At 70.7% G+C, this 17867-nt stretch carries 16 protein-coding genes; 6 read left to right on the top strand and 10 right to left on the bottom strand.

Translation table 11 applies throughout. The features are described from left to right. Nucleotides 1-28: 28 nt before the first annotated feature. Genes IH68_RS0129490 through IH68_RS0129500 form a run of 3 tightly spaced genes read left to right on the top strand, consistent with a single transcriptional unit; the run spans nt 29 to nt 3679 of the window. Entirely contained in the window at nt 29-2254 is a 2226-nt protein-coding gene (locus IH68_RS0129490) for an acetate--CoA ligase family protein (protein WP_030940959.1), read from the top strand. Beyond that, entirely contained in the window at nt 2245-3036 is a 792-nt protein-coding gene (locus tag IH68_RS0129495) for an enoyl-CoA hydratase/isomerase family protein (protein WP_030940960.1), read from the top strand. Before IH68_RS0129490 ends, IH68_RS0129495 begins: the two co-directional genes overlap by 10 nt. 40 nt (nt 3037-3076) lie before the next feature. Beyond that, nucleotides 3077-3679 (top strand): flavin reductase family protein, encoded by a 603-nt coding sequence (locus tag IH68_RS0129500; RefSeq protein ID WP_030940962.1) that lies wholly within the window; start codon nt 3077-3079, stop codon nt 3677-3679. Between the two features lie 16 nt (nt 3680-3695). Here the strand turns inward: IH68_RS0129500 and IH68_RS0129505 are convergent, their stop codons facing one another. Further along, nucleotides 3696-5012 (bottom strand): MFS transporter, encoded by a 1317-nt coding sequence (locus IH68_RS0129505; protein WP_037885491.1) that lies wholly within the window; start codon nt 5010-5012, stop codon nt 3696-3698. Nucleotides 5013-5083: 71 nt separating this feature from the next. Between IH68_RS0129505 and IH68_RS0129510 the strand changes: the two genes are divergently transcribed. Then, nucleotides 5084-6088 (top strand): GlxA family transcriptional regulator, encoded by a 1005-nt coding sequence (locus IH68_RS0129510; RefSeq protein WP_030940966.1) that lies wholly within the window; start codon nt 5084-5086, stop codon nt 6086-6088. Here the strand turns inward: IH68_RS0129510 and IH68_RS0129515 are convergent. The 3 genes from IH68_RS0129515 to IH68_RS0129525 form a co-directional block, all read right to left on the bottom strand. Further along, entirely contained in the window at nt 6078-7127 is a 1050-nt protein-coding gene (locus IH68_RS0129515) for a Zn-dependent alcohol dehydrogenase (protein ID WP_030940968.1), read from the bottom strand. The genes IH68_RS0129510 and IH68_RS0129515 overlap by 11 nt on opposite strands. Then, nucleotides 7127-8275, bottom strand: a complete 1149-nt coding sequence (locus IH68_RS0129520) for an acyl-CoA dehydrogenase family protein (RefSeq protein WP_030940971.1) — start codon at nt 8273-8275, stop codon at nt 7127-7129. Before IH68_RS0129520 ends, IH68_RS0129515 begins: the two co-directional genes overlap by 1 nt. 133 nt (nt 8276-8408) lie before the next feature. Then, nucleotides 8409-9320 carry an SDR family NAD(P)-dependent oxidoreductase gene (locus tag IH68_RS0129525; RefSeq protein ID WP_030940972.1) on the bottom strand — a complete coding sequence of 304 codons (912 nt, stop codon included), beginning with the start codon at nt 9318-9320 and terminating at the stop codon, nt 8409-8411. Between the two features lie 84 nt (nt 9321-9404). On the opposite strand from IH68_RS0129525, the gene IH68_RS0129530 reads away from it, so the two are divergent. Continuing rightward, nucleotides 9405-10331, top strand: coding sequence for a cyclase family protein (locus IH68_RS0129530; RefSeq protein WP_030940975.1), 927 nt, complete (start codon nt 9405-9407; stop codon nt 10329-10331). 366 nt (nt 10332-10697) lie between these two features. Here the strand turns inward: IH68_RS0129530 and IH68_RS0129535 are convergent, their stop codons facing one another. From IH68_RS0129535 to IH68_RS0129555, 4 genes are all read right to left on the bottom strand, one after another. Further along, nucleotides 10698-11159, bottom strand: coding sequence for an ATP-binding protein (locus IH68_RS0129535; protein ID WP_030940978.1), 462 nt, complete (start codon nt 11157-11159; stop codon nt 10698-10700). Between the two features lie 487 nt (nt 11160-11646). Further along, the gene (locus tag IH68_RS0129545) at nt 11647-12597 is read right to left on the bottom strand and encodes an acyl-CoA dehydrogenase (RefSeq protein ID WP_078912655.1); all 951 of its coding nucleotides are present in this window, start codon (nt 12595-12597) and stop codon (nt 11647-11649) included. Nucleotides 12598-12600: 3 nt separating this feature from the next. Next, nucleotides 12601-13734, bottom strand: a complete 1134-nt coding sequence (locus tag IH68_RS0129550) for an acyl-CoA dehydrogenase family protein (RefSeq protein WP_030940983.1) — start codon at nt 13732-13734, stop codon at nt 12601-12603. Continuing rightward, a complete protein-coding gene (locus IH68_RS0129555; protein WP_030940986.1) occupies nt 13734-14927 on the bottom strand; it encodes an amidohydrolase family protein in 1194 nt (397 codons plus the stop codon). Before IH68_RS0129555 ends, IH68_RS0129550 begins: the two co-directional genes overlap by 1 nt. A gap of 172 nt (nt 14928-15099) precedes the next feature. Here IH68_RS0129555 and IH68_RS0129560 point away from each other — a divergent pair, with 172 nt between their 5' ends. Then, nucleotides 15100-16641, top strand: a complete 1542-nt coding sequence (locus tag IH68_RS0129560; RefSeq protein WP_030940989.1) for a class I adenylate-forming enzyme family protein — start codon at nt 15100-15102, stop codon at nt 16639-16641. Here the strand turns inward: IH68_RS0129560 and IH68_RS0129565 are convergent. After that, nucleotides 16620-17132: an EF-hand domain-containing protein gene (locus IH68_RS0129565; RefSeq protein WP_030940992.1), complete on the bottom strand. Its 513-nt coding sequence runs from the start codon at nt 17130-17132 to the stop codon at nt 16620-16622. The two genes, IH68_RS0129560 and IH68_RS0129565, sit on opposite strands and share 22 nt — an antisense overlap. 215 nt (nt 17133-17347) lie before the next feature. Then, entirely contained in the window at nt 17348-17728 is a 381-nt protein-coding gene (locus tag IH68_RS0129570; RefSeq protein ID WP_030940995.1) for an STAS domain-containing protein, read from the bottom strand. Between the last annotated feature and the right edge of the window lie 139 nt (nt 17729-17867).

A 17867-nucleotide genomic window follows, 5' to 3' on the forward strand; every position in this document is an offset into this window, starting at 1 on the left:
GCTGTCTCTCAGAGGAGCGGGCGGACCGATGCTTGGATCAACCCACGGCACCCTCACCACCGACTCCCGCCGGGCCCGGGTCATCGCCTGTGGCGAGCAACCCGGGCCCGCCGTCCACGGCAGGCCCGCCGAGGCCGACGACCTCGACGTCAGCGGCCTGCCCCTGTACGCCGACGTACCCGATCTGGACCGGTTCTTCCGGCCCGGGTCCGTCGCCGTGGTCGGCGCCTCGGACACCGAGGGGCGGCCCAACACCGGCATCACCCGGCAGCTGGTGGCCTGGGCCGAACGGGTCGGGGCACGGCTGCACCCCGTCCACCCGAGCCGTCCGTCCGTCTTCGGCATACCCTGCTCCCCTTCCGTCGCCGACCTGCCCGAGCAGGTCGATCTCGCCGTACTGCTGATCGCCGATCCGCTTCCGGTGCTCGAGGAACTGGCCGAGGCCAAGGTGAAGTTCGCGGTCGTCTTCGCCTCCGGGTTCGCGGAGACCGGTGCGGAGGGTGCGGCCGCGCAGGAGCGCCTGACGGCGGCCGTGCGGCGTTCCGGGATGCGGCTGCTCGGACCCAACACCAACCTCAACGCCTTCGAGCGGTTCCGGGACGACCTCGACGGACCGGCCATCGCGCTCATCACCCAGTCCGGCCACCAGGGCCGGCCCGTCTTCTCCCTCCAGGAGCTCGGCATCCGGCTCTCCCACTGGGCGCCCACCGGCAACGAGGCCGACCTGGAGACCGCCGACTTCATCTCCTACTTCGCCGAGCAGCCCGAGGTCGGCGCCATCGCCTGCTACGTCGAGGGGCTGAAGGACGGCCGGTCCTTCCTGCTCGCCGCCGACCGGGCCGCCCGGCGCGGGGTGCCGGTCGTCGCGGTCAAGGTGGGCCGCACCGAGACGGGCGCCCGCACCGCCGCCTCGCACACCGGCAAGCTGACCGGCGCGGACACGGTGGTGGACGCGGCGATGCGGCAGTTCGGTGTGATCCGCGTGGACGGGCTCGACGAACTCCAGGACACCGCGGCCCTGTTGGCCCGCGCCCGGCCGCCGCGCGCGGACGGCGTAGTCGTCTATTCGATCTCTGGCGGCACGGGCGCGCACTTCGCCGACCTGGCGACCGAGGCGGGGCTGCGGCTGCCGGTCCTCTCTGAGGCCAAGCAGGCCGAGCTGCACGAGTGGATACCGGACTACCTGAGCGTGGCCAACCCGGTCGACAACGGCGGGCATCCGGTCGGCGACTGGCGCGGGCGGAAGATCATCGACGCGATCCTGGACGACCCTGAGGTGGGCGTCCTGATCTGCCCGATCACGGGGCCCTTCCCTCCCCTCAGCGACAAGCTCGTCCAGGACCTGGTGGACGCCGCCGAGCGGACGGACAAGCTGGTCTGCGTCGTGTGGGGCTCCCCGGTCGGCACCGAACCGGCCTACCGCGAGGTCCTCCTCGGCTCCTTGCGGGTGGCCACCTTCCGCACCGTCGCGAACTGCATCACCGCCGTCCGCGCCTACCTCGACCACCACCGCTTCACCACCGGCTACCGCTCCCCCTTCGACGAGGCCCCCCGCACCACCTCGCCCTCCTTCCGCAAGGCGCAGGCACTGATGCGCCCGGGCCGGCAGCTCAGCGAACACGCGGCGAAACAGCTCCTGCGGGCGTACGGGATCCGCGTGCCGCGCGAGCAGTTGGTGACCAGCGCGGCAGCGGCCGTACGCGCGGCGAGCCTGGTGGGCTACCCGGTGGTGATGAAGGCGTCCGGTGCGCAGATCGCCCACAAGACCGAGCTGGGGCTGGTGAAGATCGAGCTCACCTCCGCCAGCCAGGTCCGTGACGCCTACCGGGAGCTGACAGACATCGCGCGCTACGAGGGCGTCTCCCTGGACGGCGTCCTGGTGTGCCAGATGGTCGAGCGGGGCGTGGAGATGGTCGTCGGCGTCACGCACGACGAGCTGTTCGGCCCGACCGTGACCGTCGGGCTCGGCGGAGTGCTGGTCGAGGTGCTGCACGACGTGGCCGTACGCGTGCCGCCCTTCGGTGAGGAGCAGGCCCGGGACATGCTCTGCGACCTGCGCGGGCGGGCTCTGCTCGACGGGGTCCGGGGGCGCCCCCCGGCCGATCTCGACGCGCTCGTCGAAGTCGTCCTGCGGGTGCAGCGCATGGCACTGGAACTCGGGGACGGCCTCGCTGAGCTCGACATCAACCCGCTGATGGTGCTGCCCAGGGGGCAGGGCGCCGTGGCGCTGGACGCGCTGGCGGTGTGCCGGTGAGCGAGGTCCTGCAGACGACGGACGGCCAGGTCTCATACCTCACCCTCAACCGGCCGGAAGCCCTCAACGCCCTCGCTCCCGGTCAACGCGACCGGATCATCGACCTGTTGGCCGAGGCCTCGGCGGATCCGGACGTGCGGGCGGTGGTCCTCACGGGCACGGGCCGGGGCTTCTGCGCCGGGGCCGACCTCCGGGGAGCCTGCGTCGGCGGGGAGCGGACCCCCGGGGACGTGGCCCGCGTCCTGCGCCTGGGCGCCCAGCGCCTGATCGCCGCCGTCCTGGACTGCGAGAAGCCGGTGATCGCGGCGGTGAACGGCACGGCGGCCGGCCTCGGCGCCCATCTCGCGCTCGCCTGCGATCTCGTACTGGCCGCGGAATCGGCGAAGTTCATCGAGGTCTTCGTGCGCCGCGGGCTGGTACCGGACGGCGGGGGCGCCTTTCTCCTCCCCCGCCTGATCGGTCCGCACCGCGCCAAGGAGCTGATGTTCTTCGGCGACGCACTGTCCGCGACCGAGGCCGAACGACTGGGCCTGGTCAACCGGGTCGTCCCGGATGCCGAGTTGGACAAGACGGCCCGCGAGTGGGCGGCACGTCTCGCCACCGGCCCCACGCGCGCCCTGGCCCTCACCAAGCAGCTCGTCAACGCCTCCCTCGACAGCGACCGGGCCACGGCCTTCGCCGCCGAGGCGGCCGCACAGGAGATCAACATGACGACCGAGGACGCCCAGGAAGGCGTACGGAGCTTCGTGGAACGCAGAAGCCCCGAGTACAAGGGCCGCTGACCTTCCCATCTGACGCTCCGTCAGCTTCAATGGAGGGGTGATGGGACACGCAGGAGCGGCAGCCGCCGCCGTCCGCTACCTCAGGTCGGCCGGTACCCCGGCCCCCGTAGAAGCGCTGCCGCGCCCGGAGTTGCGGTGCGTCGGCGAGGACGAGCGCGCCCCCGTCGACCAGGCCGAGTTCCGGCAGGTGCTCGGCAGCTTCGCGACGGGTGTCACCGTCGTCACCGCGCCCGCCGCCGGCGGCGAGGACGGTCCCGCCGGCTTCGCCTGCCAGTCCTTCTCGTCCCTCTCCCTCGACCCGCCCCTGGTCGCCTTCATGGTCGGCCGTACGTCGACGACCTGGCCGCGTATCGCCCGCGCGGGCGTCTTCTGTGTCAACGTGCTCGGCGCCCACCAGGGCGATCTGTGCCGCGGCTTCGCGGTGAGCGGCGCGGACAAGTTCGCGGGGGTCGCCTACGACGCGGCACCGGTCTCCGGCTCACCGCGCCTCACCGGCGCCGTCGCCTGGATCGACTGCACGATCCATGCCGTCCACACCGGCGGCGACCACCTCATCGTGGTCGGCCGGGTGACCGCCCTGGGCACGGGCGACCAGGACGAAGCGCCCCTGCTGTTCCACAAGGGGCGCTTCCTCCAGGACTAGGACACCGGCAGTCCGTTCACTGGGCCACGGCGAGCGCGGCGGCAGCCGGCCTGCGCCGGATCACCAGCGCCATCAGCGCCGCCACCGCGCACAGCGCCCCGGACGCGTACCAGACCATGTCGTACGAGCCGAAGGTGTCCCGCGCGACACCCCCGAGGAAGGCGACCAGCGCGGCGCCGACCTGGTGGGAGGCGAGGACCCAGCCGAAGACGATCGCGCTGTCGTCGCCGTACTGCTCCCGGCACAGGGCGACGGTCGGCGGGACGGTGGCGACCCAGTCGAGGCCGTAGAAGACGATGAAGAACAGCATCGGCGGGTGGACGCTCGGGGCCAGGAGCATCGGCAGGAAGAGCAGCGAGATGCCGCGCAGGGCGTAGTAGACCGCCAGCAGCCGGCGCGCTTCGAAGCGGTCCGTGAACCAGCCGGAGGCGATCGTGCCGGCCACGTCGAACACACCGATGACCGCCAGCAGCGAGGCCGCCGCCGTGACAGGCATGCCGTGGTCGTGGGCGGCGGGCACGAAGTGCGTCTGGATCAGCCCGTTGGTGGAGGCGCCGCAGATCGCGAAGGTGCCGGCCAGCAGCCAGAAGGTGCCGGTGCGGGACGCCGAGAGCAGGACGTTCACGGCCCGGCGGGCAGCCCCGGCCGCGGGCTCCGGCTTCGGCACGAACTCCTTTGCGCCGTACGGCTTCAGGTCCACGTCCGCCGGATGGTCGCGCAGCAGCAGCCAGACGAAGGGGACGACCGCGAGGGCGGCGAGGGCCACCGTGACGGCCGCCGGGCGCCAGTCGTGCTTCTCGACGATCCAGGACAGCAGCGGCAGGAAGATCAGCTGGCCGGAGGCCGACGCGGCGGTGAGGATGCCGGTGACCAGGCCGCGCCGCTCGGTGAACCAGCGGTTGGTCACGGTCGCGGCGAAAGCCAGCGCCATCGACCCTGACCCCAGGCCGACCAGCAGGCCCCAGCACAGCAGCAGCTGCCAGGCGGCCGTCATCCACACCGTCAGGCCCGAGCCGACCGCGATCACGGTCAGGGCCACGGCCACGACCTTGCGGATGCCGAAGCGGTCCATCAGCGCCGCGGCGAACGGGGCGGTGAGTCCGTACAGCGCGAGGTTGACGGAGACCGCGGCCCCGATCGTGCCGCGCGACCAGCCGAACTCCTGGTGCAGCGGGTCGATGAGCAGGCCGGGAAGTGAGCGGAAGGCGGCCGCGCCGATGATCGTCACGAAGGTGACGGCGGCGACGAACCAGGCGCGGTGGATGCGCAGGCGTGGAGTTCGTCCGGACTCGGGAGCCGTGTCGACTGCTACGGGTTCGGTTGTCTGGGTCACGACATAGAGCATCCAGGCCGGAACCGTGCGCATCCATTGGCCCGAAGGACAGCGTTCGTTAGGATCGGGCCATGAGCAGTGAGCCGGCTGACCCGGAGTTCCGCCCGCACCGCGTGGTCGTCCTCGCCCTCGACGGCCTGCTCCCCTTCGAGCTGGGCATCCCGCACCGCATCTTCGGCCGCCCCACGGACGCCCGCGGACGGCACCTGTACGAGGTCGTCACCTGCTCGATCCGGCCACCAGGCCCGGTGCAGACGGATGCCGACTTCACGATCACGGTCGAGCACGGCCCGGAGGCCCTGGCCACGGCAGACACGGTCATCGTCCCGGCGCTGTACGAGTTCGGCCCGCTCTTCGAGGAGGGCGTCCTCACCGGCGAACTCGCCGCCGCCCTCGCGCACATCCGCCCTGGAACCCGGCTCACCTCCATCTGCACGGGCGTGTACGTCCTCGCCGCCGCCGGCTATCTGGACGGCCGCCCGGCGACCACGCACTGGGCCGACGCCGAGCACTTCCAGAAGCTCTTCCCGCAGATCGACGTCGACCCGAACGTCCTGTTCATCGACGACGGCGACGTCCTGACCTCGGCCGGCGTCGCGGCCGGCATCGACCTGTGCCTGCACATGGTGCGCCGCGACCACGGCAGCGCCGTCGCCAACGACATCGCCCGCCGCACCGTCGTACCGCCCCATCGCGACGGCGGCCAGGCGCAGTACATCCACCGCCCGGTCCCGGAGCCGCAGGTGGCGACCACGAGGAGCGCCCGCGCCTGGGCGCTTGGCCGCCTCCATGAGCCGATCCAGCTGCGCGACATGGCCGCCCAGGAGTCCATGTCCGTACGGACCTTCACGCGCCGTTTCCGCGAGGAGGTCGGGGTCAGCCCCGGCCAGTGGCTCACCCAGCAGCGGGTGGAGCGGGCACGGCACCTGCTGGAGTCGAGCGACCTGTCGGTGGACCAGGTGGCGCAGGACGCCGGGTTCGGCACGGCGCAGTCGATGCGGCAGCATCTGCAGGCGGCGCTGGGGGTGACGCCGACCGCCTATCGACGTACCTTCCGCACCGGCGTCAGAACGTGAGCACCCCGCGCGCCACCCGCCCCGCCTCCGCGTCGGCCTTCGCCTTCTCGAAGTCCTCGATCGGGTAAGTCTCGGTCACCAGCTCGTCCAGCAGCAACCGCCCCGCCCGGTACAGCTCGGCGTAGAGGGCAATGTCCCGCTGGGGACGCGAGGAACCGTACCGGCAGCCCAGGATGGACTTGTCGAGGTACATGGAGGAGACGAGGAAGGACGCCTCGGCGCTCGCCGGAGGCACCCCCAGCAGCACCGCCTGCCCATGCCGGTCCAGCAGGTCGATCGCCTGCCGGATCAGCTCCACGCGCCCGACGCACTCGAAGGCGTGGTCGGCCCCGGTCGGCAGGATCTCCCTCACCCCGGCCGTGGACGTCAGGAAGTGCGTCGCCCCGAACTGCCGGGCCACCGCCTCCTTCGCCGGGTTGGCGTCGACGGCGACGATCCGCAGTGCGCCCGCGATCCGCGCGCCCTGGATGACGTTGAGCCCGATGCCGCCGGTGCCGATGACCAGCACGCTGTCCCCGCGGTCCACCCTCGCCCGGTTGAGCACGGCGCCCACCCCGGTCAGCACCCCGCACCCGATCAGCGCGGCGGCCGGCAGGGGAATGTCCTTGGGAATCCGGACCGCCTGCACCGCCTTCACCACGGTCCGCTCCGCGAACGCCGAGTTCGAGGCGAACTGGTAGACGGCCCGCCCGCCCTGCACGAACGGCCGCCCGGGACGCCCGATCGCCTGCCGGCACATCGTCGGCCGCCCCCGGTCGCACTCCGCGCAGGTACCGCAGTTGGCCAGCGTGGAGAGCGCGACGTGATCACCCACCACCACATGCGTGACCCCGGCGCCGACGGCCTCCACCACCCCCGCCCCCTCATGCCCGAGCACCACAGGAACGGGGAAGGGTATGGTCCCGTCCACCACAGACAGATCGCTGTGGCACAACCCGGCTGCCGAGATGGCGACCTGCACCTCCCCCGGCCCCGGCTCCCGCACCTCCAGGTCGTCCACGACCTCGAGCCGCTTGCCGTCGAACACCACACCGCGCATCAGAAGACCCCCTTGGGCTCCCTGGGCAGGCCGAGCACACGCTCGGCGATGATTGTGCGCTGGACCTGGTCCGAACCGCCGTAGATCGTGTCGGCCCGGGAGAACAGGAACAGCTGCTGCAACGGGTCGAGTTCGTACGGCGCCGCCGGCGACCAGTCCACCGGCCCGACCCCCGCCGCGGCCCCGCGCACCTGCATCGCCAGCTCCCCGAGCCGCTGATGCCAGCCGCCCCACAACAGCTTGGCCACGCTGGATGCCCCCGCGTCCCCCGAACTCCCCAGCGTCTGCAGGGCGTTCCACCGCATGGCCCGCAGCTCGGCCCACTGCCGCACCAGCCGCTCCCGTACGACGGGATCGGCGACGGCGCCCGTCTCCACGGCGGCCCGCACCACGCGCCCCAACTCCTCGGCGAACCCGATCTGCTGGGCCAGTGTGGAAACCCCCCGCTCGAACCCGAGCAGGCTCATGGCGACCTTCCAGCCGCCCCCTTCACCCCCGACGACGTGCTCCACGCGCGCGCGTGCCCCGTCGAAGAAGACCTCGTTGAAGTCGCTGGTCCCGGTCAGCTGCCGAATGGGCCGCACCTCGATCCGCCCCGGCTGGTCCATGGGGACGAGGAGAAAGGTGAGTCCATGGTGCCGACGGGACCCGGGTTCGGTGCGGGCCAGCACGAAGCACCAGTCGGCCTCGTGCGCCAGCGAGGTCCAGATCTTCTGCCCGGTGATCCGATAGCCCGCCCCGTCACGTACGGCCGCGGTCCGAACCCCGGCCAGGTCGGATCCCGCACCGGGCTCGCTGTATCCCTGACACCAGAGCTCGTCACCGGCGGCGATCGGGGGGAGGAAGCGGCTCTTCTGGTCCGGTGTTCCGTGAGCAAGAAGGGTAGGGCCGAGCAGCTTCTCACCGATGTGCCCGGAGCGCGGGGGCGCCCCCGACCGCGCGTACTCCTCGGCCCAGACGACTTGCTGGGTGAGCGTGGCCTTCCGATTGCCGTACCCGGCTTCCCCCCACCCGAGCCCGATCCATCCGGCCTTCCCGAGAGTGCGCTCCCAGACACGCCGGTCCTGCCCTGCCTCGGCGTGCTCGGACAACCACACCCTCGCTTCCGTGCGGAACGCTTCATCCGCGCCACTGAACCCAAAGTCCACTGGGGGTCTCCTCTCACCGCCGGTCAGCATGAGCTCCCTGGGGGCGCGGGGCTGTATACATCAGCGGCTCCGCCGCGGGGCGCGACAAGCCACGAACAACCCGCACCCGCCAAACCACAAGGCCCCCGAGCTCTCAGGCGTTCGGCCTGTCGCCCCGCGCAGCGGCTTTCTCCATCGCCGCCAACCGTTCAAGCATCGGCATCGGATCCACCCCCACCGCCCCCGGCAAAATCTCCGCGATTGTTTCCGGCGTCCAACCGTCGGAGGCATACGCGGACCGCAGCTCACGAGGCTGAGCCCAAACCGCCAACTTCGGCCCGGCAATCGTGTACACCTGCCCGGTGATCCCCTGCTCCTTCGCCCGGTCGGACAGCAGATACACCACCAGGGCAGCCACATCCTCCGGCTCCCCGATCTCCGTCAGCTCCACAGGAACATTCGCCGACATCCGCGTACGAGCAACGGGCGCCACCGCATTGGCACTCACCCCGTACTTGTTCAGGCCCAGCGCAGCGCTCCGCACCAGCGAGATGATCCCGCCCTTCGCCGCGCTGTAGTTCGCCTGCGAGACCGACCCCTGATGATTGCCGCTGGTGAACCCGATCAAGGTTCCCGCCCGCTGCCCCCGCATCACCGCGGAGGCCGCCCGGAACACGGTGAACGTGCCCTTCAGATGGGTGGCCACGACCGGGTCCCACTCCTCCTCGGACATGTTGAACAGCATCCGCTCACGCAGGATCCCGGCGACGCACACCACGCCGTCCAGCCGCCCGTACGTCGAGACCGCGACGTCGACCACCCGCTGCCCGCCGGCCATCGTGGACACGTCGTCGGCCACCGCGACGGCTTCCCCGCCCGCCGCCTCGATCTCCTTGACGACGCCCTCGGCGACCTCGCTGGTGGGCGAGGCCCCGTCAATGCCGACCCCGTAGTCGTTGACGACGACCTTCGCCCCCTCGGCCGCCGCGGCCAGTGCCACCGCACGGCCGATGCCCCGTCCGGCGCCCGTCACGGCGACGACCTTGCCTGCCAAGAAGTTCCCCACGTCCGGCCCCTTCCCGCGGTTTCTGACGGACCGTTAGATTTTATGACCCGTCAGATACCTGGAGACAAGCCCCGGGGAGAGCCGATGTCGATGCCCGCCGAGTTCGACGAGATCGCGGGGCGCGTGAACAACTGGGGCCGTTGGGGCGCGGACGACGAGATCGGCACCCTCAACCTGATCACCGACGAGGTCGTCCGCGAGGCCGCCGCGACCGTCCGCACGGGCCGCCGCATCCCCCTCGCCCTGCCCCTGCAGCAGGACGGTGTGCAGACCGGGATGATTCCGGGGCGGGTCAATCCGCTGCACGCGATGGTGCAGATCAACCAGGAGCTGTTCGGCCCGGGGTCGGTGGCGTGCAGCGACGACACCGTGACCATGGGGCTGCAGGCCGCCACCCACTGGGACGCGCTGCCCCATGTCTCGCACTCGGGCCGGCTCTACAACGGCCGCCCCGCCGGCACCATCACCCCGCACGGCGGCGCCGAGTTCAGCGGCATCGACAAGGCACGGCACGTCGTCTCGCGCGGGGTGCTGCTGGACGTGGCACGCGCGCGTGGCGTCGACCGGCTGGAGGGCGGACACGCGGTCACCCCCGAAGACCTGGAGGCCGCCGAGGAAATGGCCGGTACGCGCGTGCGTGCCGGTGACGTCGTGCTCGTACGGACCGGGCAGATCCAGGTCTGTCTCGCCGGGGACAAGCACGCGTACGGCTATCCCTCCCCGGGCCTGTCGATCCGCACCCCGGAGTGGTTCCACGCGCGCGACGTCGCCGCCGTCGCGAACGACACCCTCACGTTCGAGATCTTCCCGCCGGAGATCGAGGACCTGTGGCTGCCCGTGCACGCGCTCGACCTGGTGGAGATGGGGATGCTGCAGGGACAGAACTGGAATCTCGAAAAGTTGTCCACAGCCTGTGGAGAAACTGGTCGGTACGCGTTCCTGCTGTCCGCGATGCCCGAGCCCTTCGTCGGCGCGACGGGGACTCCGGTGGCCCCCGTCGCCATCCTGTGAGGTTCGTCGACCGGCGGCGCGGTGCTCCCGCCCCGAGCACGGCACCACGCGCCGCCGACCGACTCCGGCGCACCCGCCCCGGCTCCTCTGGCCCTGAGGGAGCCGACGCCGAATCACGATCCGCACTCGTCGAGGGCTCCCGTCACCGAAGCCCTCGTCGTCCCCTCACGGCGAATCGCTGACCACAAGCGTGATCAAATGGACACGAAGCGTCAACACCCGTACGGGGATTTATTACTTAAGCCCAATTTGTCGCGGGCGCGCACAGAAGCACATCCCGGCGCATCGCCTCAGCCGGCCAGGACATGAGAGCGGTTTCTGCGACCGTGCACCGGAGCTGACGGATCTTCCGCAGCCGTGCGCCGGTCACACCGCCTCGAAGGCCAGCCCCTCGTACGCCGTTGCGCCGCCCACGCAGGTCTCTGCGGTCTGCCGGGTCTGTGCGCAGCGGTCGAGTTCGCACCAGATGCGCTTGCCAGCACCCTCGGGGCTCCAGCCCCAGCGGTCGGCGAGGCCGTCGACGAGGGCGAGGCCGCGGCCGCCGGTCGCGTCACCGTCGGCGCACCGGGGCACGGGGGCGCGGTCGCTGCTGTCGGCCACCTCGAGGCGGACGGTGGCCGATTCGGCGGCCACGCCGGGCAGGGAGAGCCGCAGCACGGCCGGACACCCGGTGTGCACGACGGCATTGGTGACCAGTTCGGAGACGAGCAGGATCAGCGTCTCGGCGAGCGGCTCGTCGGCCTCTATCCCGGACCCGGCAAGGCGGGAACGCGCCCACCGCCGGGCTCGCCCCACCTCAGCGGGGTCGGGCCGGACTTCCAGCTGCACCTGAAGCACCTGCACCGCTCACACCATCCGAACCGGCGGACACATGACCTCGCGCCACGCGCCCGCCGCAACGAGGGCCACGATCGTAGCCATTTTCTGCATGACCAGAACAACAGCCAGTGCAGAGCCCAGAGCAAGGGTCACGGACTGTGAATCCCTTAAGAGACAGCATGGTTGACGTACAGTCACCCCAACAAGCGCTTCGGGCATATTCCAGCGCGAAGGAGTACCCGTGCGGCATACTGTGCGACGCTCATTGCGGGGACTCGAACAGGCCAGTTCCGGCATCACCCCGGGGGCAACACCGGTACGGCTCATGCTCGGAACCACTCGCATCCCACAGAAGGTACCGGAGCGGGACGCCGACTCCAGGACGTGACGGGTCACGCATAGGACACAACCCGATATCAACGCTCCGTAATTCCGGTATGCCACAATCCGCGACAACTGCGGGGGCGGCTTCCACGACACCCCAGGCCGGAGCCGTTCAGGCCACCAGATCGTCCGCAAGCAGCTCCTCACTCTCCGTGATCGCGCCGCCACGTTGCGCCCGCACCCACGCCCGCTTCAGATGCAGATGCACCTCGGACTCCCAGGTGAAGCCCATGCCGCCGTGCACCTGGAGGCAGTCGCGGGCGCCGCGCACGGCGGCCTCGTCGGCGAGCAGCCGGGCCGCGGCGATGTCGCTCCGGTCGGCGGTGACGGCGGCCGCGTAGACCGCGGCGCGGGCCACCTCGGCACGCACCAGCATCTGCGCGCACAGGTGCTTGACCGCCTGGAAGGCCCCGATCGGCTGCCCGAACTGCTCCCGAGTCCGGGCGTGTTGCACGGCCAGCTCGCACACACGCGTGGCGGTGCCGAGCTGTTCTGCGGCAGTGAGGAGGACGGCGACGGGGTCGGTAGGGGCCGGCGCCGGCACCCGGTGCAGAGGCGTCAGCGGATCCACCGACTTCAGCGGTACGGCCCCCTCGGCGCCCGGCCGCACGACGTCCGCCTCGTCCAGCCACTCCACGAGCCTGCCGTCGGCGGCGGCCACGACCGTCTCCCCGGTGTCCGCACCGGGCACCTCCCCGGCCGCAAGATGCGTGGCCACCAGCGGCCCGGGCACCAGCGCCCACCCGGCTTCCTCGAACACCAACACGGCCTCCGGAAGCCCGAGTCCGGCTCCTCCGTCTGCTTCGGGCAACCGCAGCGAGAAGAACCCGAGCTCTCCAAGGGCCCGCCACAGCACCCGGTCGAGACTGGGCCCGGAATCAACAGTCGCCGGCCGGGAAGCGCCGCGCTGGGCAGCGCCCCTTGGGGGCGCGGGGCTGTATGAATCAGCGGCTCCGCCGCGGGGCGCGACCAGCCACAACGAACCCGCAGACGCTCGACGACCAATCACGCCCCGAACGGCCGCGCGCAACTCCCGCTGCTCCTCGGTCAGTTGAAACCGCACAGCTCACCGCCCCTTCGGCAACCCCAGAATCCGCTCGGCCACGATGTTCTGCTGGATCTGCGAGGTACCGGCCGCGATGGTGTACGACAACGACGACAGCCGATCAAGCATCCAGGGCCGCCCCAGGTCCAGGGAATCCACGCCCAGAACCTCCGCGGCAGCGTCGTAGAGCTCCTGCCGCGCATGCGAATACCGCAGCTTGAAAACCGAACCCCCGACACCCGGCACCCCGCCGGAGGCCTCCGCCTCGCTCACGTTCCACTGCGTCAACCGCCACAGCCCCCGGAAGTCGGCGTTCAGTCGCCCCAGCCGTCGCCGGAGCAGGGCGTCGTCCCAGCGCCCGTTCCGGCGTGCCTCCGCGGCGAGTTCCCCCAGCACCCGCCGACAGGCGACCACCTCCCCCACGAACGCCGTACCGCGTTCGAAAGACAGCGTCACCATGGTCACGCGCCAGCCGTCGTTCTCCTCCCCGACCCGGTTCGCCACCGGCACCCGCACCTCGTCGAGGAACACCTCCGCGAACTCCGCCGACCCGGCAAGGGTCGGCAGCGGCCGTACGGTGATGCCCGGCAAGGACATCGGCATGGCCAGCCAGGTGATCCCGCGATGCTTCGGCGCCGCCGGATCCGTACGGACCAACAGCTCGCACCAGTCGGCCACTTCGGCATGGGAGGTCCAGATCTTGGACCCGCTCACCACGTACTCGTCGCCGTCCCTACGCGCGCGCGTGCGCAGTGCCGCGAGGTCGGAGCCTGCGTCCGGTTCGCTGAAGCCCTGGCACCAGACCTCCTCGCCGCGCAGGATCGGCGGCAGCCAGCGCGCCCGCTGCTCGTCGGTCCCCTCGGCGGCGATCGTCGGCCCGGCGTGGAGCAGCCCGACGAAGTTCGCGCCCACGTAGGGGGCACCCGCCAGCTCCGTCTCCTCCAGGAAGATCAGCCGGACCGTCGGGGACGCGTCCCAGTGGACGTCCGCGTACCCGGCGTCGTACAGCATCCGCTGCCAGCCGACGTCGTACGCCCGGCGCCCCGGCCAGTCCTCCGGGGAGGGCTTCGGCGGCAGTGTCGGCAGCACCTTGCCGAGCCACTCCCGCAGCCGCGCCCGGAACTCCTCCTCCTCGGGCGTGTACGACAGGTCCATCAGCGGTCGAGGTCCAGGTCCAGCATGCGGATCGCGTTGCCCCGCATCAGCTTGTAGACCGTCTCTTCGTCGAGGCCCTTCACATGGTCGAGGGCGACCTCCTTGGTGTGCGGGAAGGTCGAGTCGACGTGCGGGTAGTCGGTCTCGAAGGTGGCGTTGTCGCGGCCCACCACGTCCAGCGAGGCGACCCCGTGCTTGTCGCGGAAGAAGCAGCAGAACATCTGCCGGTAGTAGTACGTCGACGGGGGCTCCGGGATCAGGTCCCGCACCCCGCCCCAGGCGCGGTGTTCCTCCCAGACGTCGTCGGCGCGTTCCAGGGCGTACGGGATCCAGCCCATCTGGCCCTCGGAGTAGGCGAGTTTGAGGGTCGGGAACTTCACCAGCACCCCGCTGAACAGGTAGTCCATCATCGAGGCCATGGCGTTGTTGAAGCTCAGTGACGCCTGTACGGCGGGGGGCGCGTCAGGGGAGGCGGCCGGCATCTGGGAGCTGCTGCCGATGTGCATGTTGACGACCGTCCCGGTCTCCTGGCACACCGCGAAGAAGGGGTCCCAGTAGCCGGAGTGGATGGAGGGCAGGCCGAGGTAGGTGGGGATCTCGGAGAAGGTCACCGCCTTCACTCCGCGCGCGGCGTTGCGCCGGATCTCCGCGACCGCCAGCTCCACGTCCCACAGCGGGATCAGGCAGAGCGGGATGAGCCGGCCGCCGCTGTCGCCGCACCACTCCTCGACCATCCAGTCGTTGTAGGCGCGTACACAGGCGAGCGCGACCTCCTTGTCGTGCGCCTCGGCGAAGGTCTGCCCGCAGAAGCGCGGGAAGGACGGGAAGCAGAGGCTGGCCTCGACGTGGTTGAGGTCCATGTCCTCCAGCCGGGCCTTCGGGTCCCAGCAGCCGCGCCGCATCTCGTCCCTGGTGATCCCGTCCAGGGTCATCTCGTCGCGGTCGAAGCCGACGGCGGCGATATTGCGCTTGTACGGGAACTTCAGGTCCTCGTAGATCCACCAGTCGGTCGGCTGGCCCTCAGGGTCCATCGTGATCCGGTACTTCCCGCCGACGTAGGCGAGCTCGCCGATCCCGGCGGTCAGGGCCTGCGGGCCCCGGTCGCGGTACTTCTCCGGCAGCCAGGTCTCGAAGAGGTGTGCGGGTTCGATCACGTGGTCGTCGACGCTGATGATGCGGGGCAGTTCGGTCATGGGTTCCCCACTCGGTAATCCGCCGTTATCTGATGGACCGTCAGATCTGCTTCATCGAGCAGGCTAGTCCCGCACCCCTGGACCGACAAGGCGCCGAGCCCTACGCTCTGCGCACTATCTGACTGTCCGTCAGCTCTGCACCAGTCCGTGTCAGCTCCACGAGGGGGCCGCCGTGAACGACACCGCCCATGCACTGAGCGCATCCCGCACCCTCTGGGACCTGGTCGCCCGCCGCGCCGACCTCACCCCCGACCGGCCGGTCCTCCTCCAGGACGACCGCTCCCTGAGCTTCGGCGAGCTGCGCGCGCGTGCCGAGCGCGTCGCGGCCGGTCTGTACGACATGGGTGTACGTCCCGGCACGGTGGTCGCCTGGCAGCTGCCCACCCGGATCGAAACGGCGCTGCTGTCCTTCGCGCTGGCCCGCCTGGGTGCCGTACAGACTCCGGTCATCCCCTTCTACCGGGACCGCGAGGTCGGCTTCGCGCTGCAGGAGTCCAAGGCCGAGTTCTTCGCCGTACCCGGTGAGTGGCGGGGCTTCGACCACACCGGGATGGCGCGGCGGCTCGGTGCGAAGGGAGTCTTCGAGGCGTACGACGTGCTGCCGGGCGGCGATCCGCGGGTGCTGCCTCCGCCGCCCTCCGAGGGCACCTCCGTGCGCTGGATCTACTGGACCTCGGGTACGACCTCCGACCCCAAGGGCGTGCTGCACACGGACCGTTCGCTGATCGCGGGCGGGTCGTGTCTCGCGCACGCGCTGCGGCTGTCGGCGGACGACGTGGGCTCGATGGCCTTCCCGTATGCGCATGTCGCCGGGCCCGACTACACGGTGATGCTCCTCCTGTACGGCTTCCCGGCGGTGATGTTCGAGCAGTTCGCGCTGCCGGGTGCGCTGGAGGGATACCGCAGGCACGGCGTGACGGTGGCGGGCGGGTCGACGGCGTTCTACTCGATGTTCCTGGCCGAGCAGCGCAAGCAGCCCGGCCGGAAGGTGATTCCCTCGCTACGGCTGCTCGCGGGCGGCGGGGCGCCGAAGCCGCCGGAGGTGTACCACTCCGTCGTACGGGAGATGGGGGTGCAGCTCACTCACGGGTACGGCATGACCGAGGTGCCGATGATCACCATGGGGGCGCCGGACGACACCGTGGAGAACCTGGCGACGACGGAGGGGCGGCCGCCGGAGGGGATGGAGATACGGATCGTGGACGGGGAGGTGCGGCTGCGCGGGGAGGCCGTCTGCCAGGGGTATCTGGATCCGGCGCAGACCGCGGAGGCCTTCGACGGGGAGGGGTTTCTGCGCACCGGTGACCTGGGGTTCGTGACGGACAGCGGGCATCTCGTCCTCACCGGGCGGCTCAAGGACGTGATCATCCGCAAGGGCGAGAACATCTCGGCGAAGGAGATCGAGGATCTGCTGGCCGCCCACCCGGCCGTCGGCGACGCCGCGGTGATCGGGCTGCCGGACGCCGAGCGCGGGGAGCGGGTGTGCGCGGTGGTGGAACAGCCGGAAGGCGCCGAGGAGTTAACCCTGGATGCCGTGACGTCGTACCTGCGCGCGGAAGGGTTGTCGGTGCACAAGCTGCCGGAGCAGCTGGAGGTGGTGGACGCCCTTCCGCGGGGCGAGACGCTGCGGAAGGTGCTCAAGTACAAGCTGCGGGAGCGGTACGCGCAGGGGGCCATCCAGGGGCAGGGGCCCTACTCGGGCACCGTGAAGTAGCGGGCGAACGCCGGGACGATCTCCGCCTCGCCGACCTTGCCGTCGCCGTCGGTGTCGAGCGCGGCGGCGACGCTCTGGACGATGCCCTCGTCGACCCCCAGGCTCCTCAGCACACGCGCGGTCTCCTCGACGGTGGCCGCCCCGTCGCCGTCGGTGTCGGCGATGTCGAGGGCGGCGTGCAGGAAGGGGCGGGCGATTTCGGCGAACCGCTCGGGGTTGTCGCGCAGGCGCTTGACCGCGCCGTACACGAACTCCTCGCGGTCGATGCGCTGGTCGTCGTCCCGGTCCGCTATGCCGGCCATGCCCTGCCAGAACGCCTCGGCTCCGACGTACAGCGCCTGGCCCTTGTCGGAGCGGGCCGCGACGGCGAACTCGGCGAGCAGCGCCTTGGCCGCCCCGCTGAAGTCCTCGCGGTCGATGTAGCCGTTGCCGTCCTGGTCGAAGGTGGCGAACCGGGCGGCGATCCTGCGCTCGTACTCGCTGCTGACCATGTCTTTCGGGCCGCCTTACGTCATCTCGGGTGCTTCTCGTCGGAGCGTACGACGCGGGAAGCCGTCCGGGCGCGGGAAAGCGGCGCTTGTGCCAAGACCGGGGGAATTTCGGGACAACTGTGTGGCACACAAAGGTGAGCCGTACGGCATTGTTCCGGGGGCTGTGACATCAGCGGCTCCGCCGCGGGCCCCCGGACCCCCGGCAGAAAAGCAGGTCAGGCGGACAGCGGATCGGCCTCTTCCGCGACTGCCGATGCCACGTCGGCGTACACGTCGAACAATCGGCGCACACCCAGGGCGCCCAGGACGCGGTTGACGTGGGAGCCCTCGACCGCGCCCTGTGCCGGAAGTATCAGGCGCAGGGTGCCCTGGCAGGAGCGGATGAGGCGACGGGCGGCGATGAGCACGCCGACGCCGCTGGAATCGCAGAAGAAGACCTCGGAGAGGTCGAGGACGAGACCGTGGCGGCCGTCGGCCACCACGTCGTGCACCCGCTGACGCAGCACCGGCGACGTCACCAGGTCCAGCTCGCCCGACACACGGAGCACGGTCCAGTCGCCCTGCTCGCCGCCGGTCACATAGAACGCCACCACCATGCCCTTCGCTCGCCGGATTCCCCGCCAAACGGAAGCCGTTCCTACACTTCCTTGCAGCGCGGCTGCCCAGCGGCCGTTCCCTGAAACACGACGCGAAAAACGGAAACCGATCGGAAGAGGCTTGTTTTAATCGACTTCG

Origin of the sequence: Streptomyces sp. NRRL S-646, from assembly GCF_000720765.1 — a bacterium.
Classification (GTDB): Bacteria; Actinomycetota; Actinomycetes; order Streptomycetales; family Streptomycetaceae; genus Streptomyces.

Bases quoted from the DNA above. Each gene is read 5' to 3' on its own strand.
- IH68_RS0129510 (WP_030940966.1), top strand. From the start codon at position 5,084: ATGAGCAGTGAGCCGGCTGACCCGGAGTTCCGCCCGCACCGCGTGGTC.
- IH68_RS0129530 (WP_030940975.1), top strand. From the start codon at position 9,405: ATGTCGATGCCCGCCGAGTTCGACGAGATCGCGGGGCGCGTGAACAAC.
- IH68_RS0129500 (WP_030940962.1), top strand. From the start codon at position 3,077: ATGGGACACGCAGGAGCGGCAGCCGCCGCCGTCCGCTACCTCAGGTCG.
- IH68_RS0129550 (WP_030940983.1), bottom strand. From the start codon at position 13,734: ATGGACCTGTCGTACACGCCCGAGGAGGAGGAGTTCCGGGCGCGGCTG.
- IH68_RS0129555 (WP_030940986.1), bottom strand. From the start codon at position 14,927: ATGACCGAACTGCCCCGCATCATCAGCGTCGACGACCACGTGATCGAA.
- IH68_RS0129515 (WP_030940968.1), bottom strand. From the start codon at position 7,127: ATGCGCGGTGTGGTGTTCGACGGCAAGCGGCTCGAGGTCGTGGACGAC.
- IH68_RS0129570 (WP_030940995.1), bottom strand. From the start codon at position 17,728: ATGGTGGTGGCGTTCTATGTGACCGGCGGCGAGCAGGGCGACTGGACC.
- IH68_RS0129565 (WP_030940992.1), bottom strand. From the start codon at position 17,132: ATGGTCAGCAGCGAGTACGAGCGCAGGATCGCCGCCCGGTTCGCCACC.
- IH68_RS0129490 (WP_030940959.1), top strand. From the start codon at position 29: ATGCTTGGATCAACCCACGGCACCCTCACCACCGACTCCCGCCGGGCC.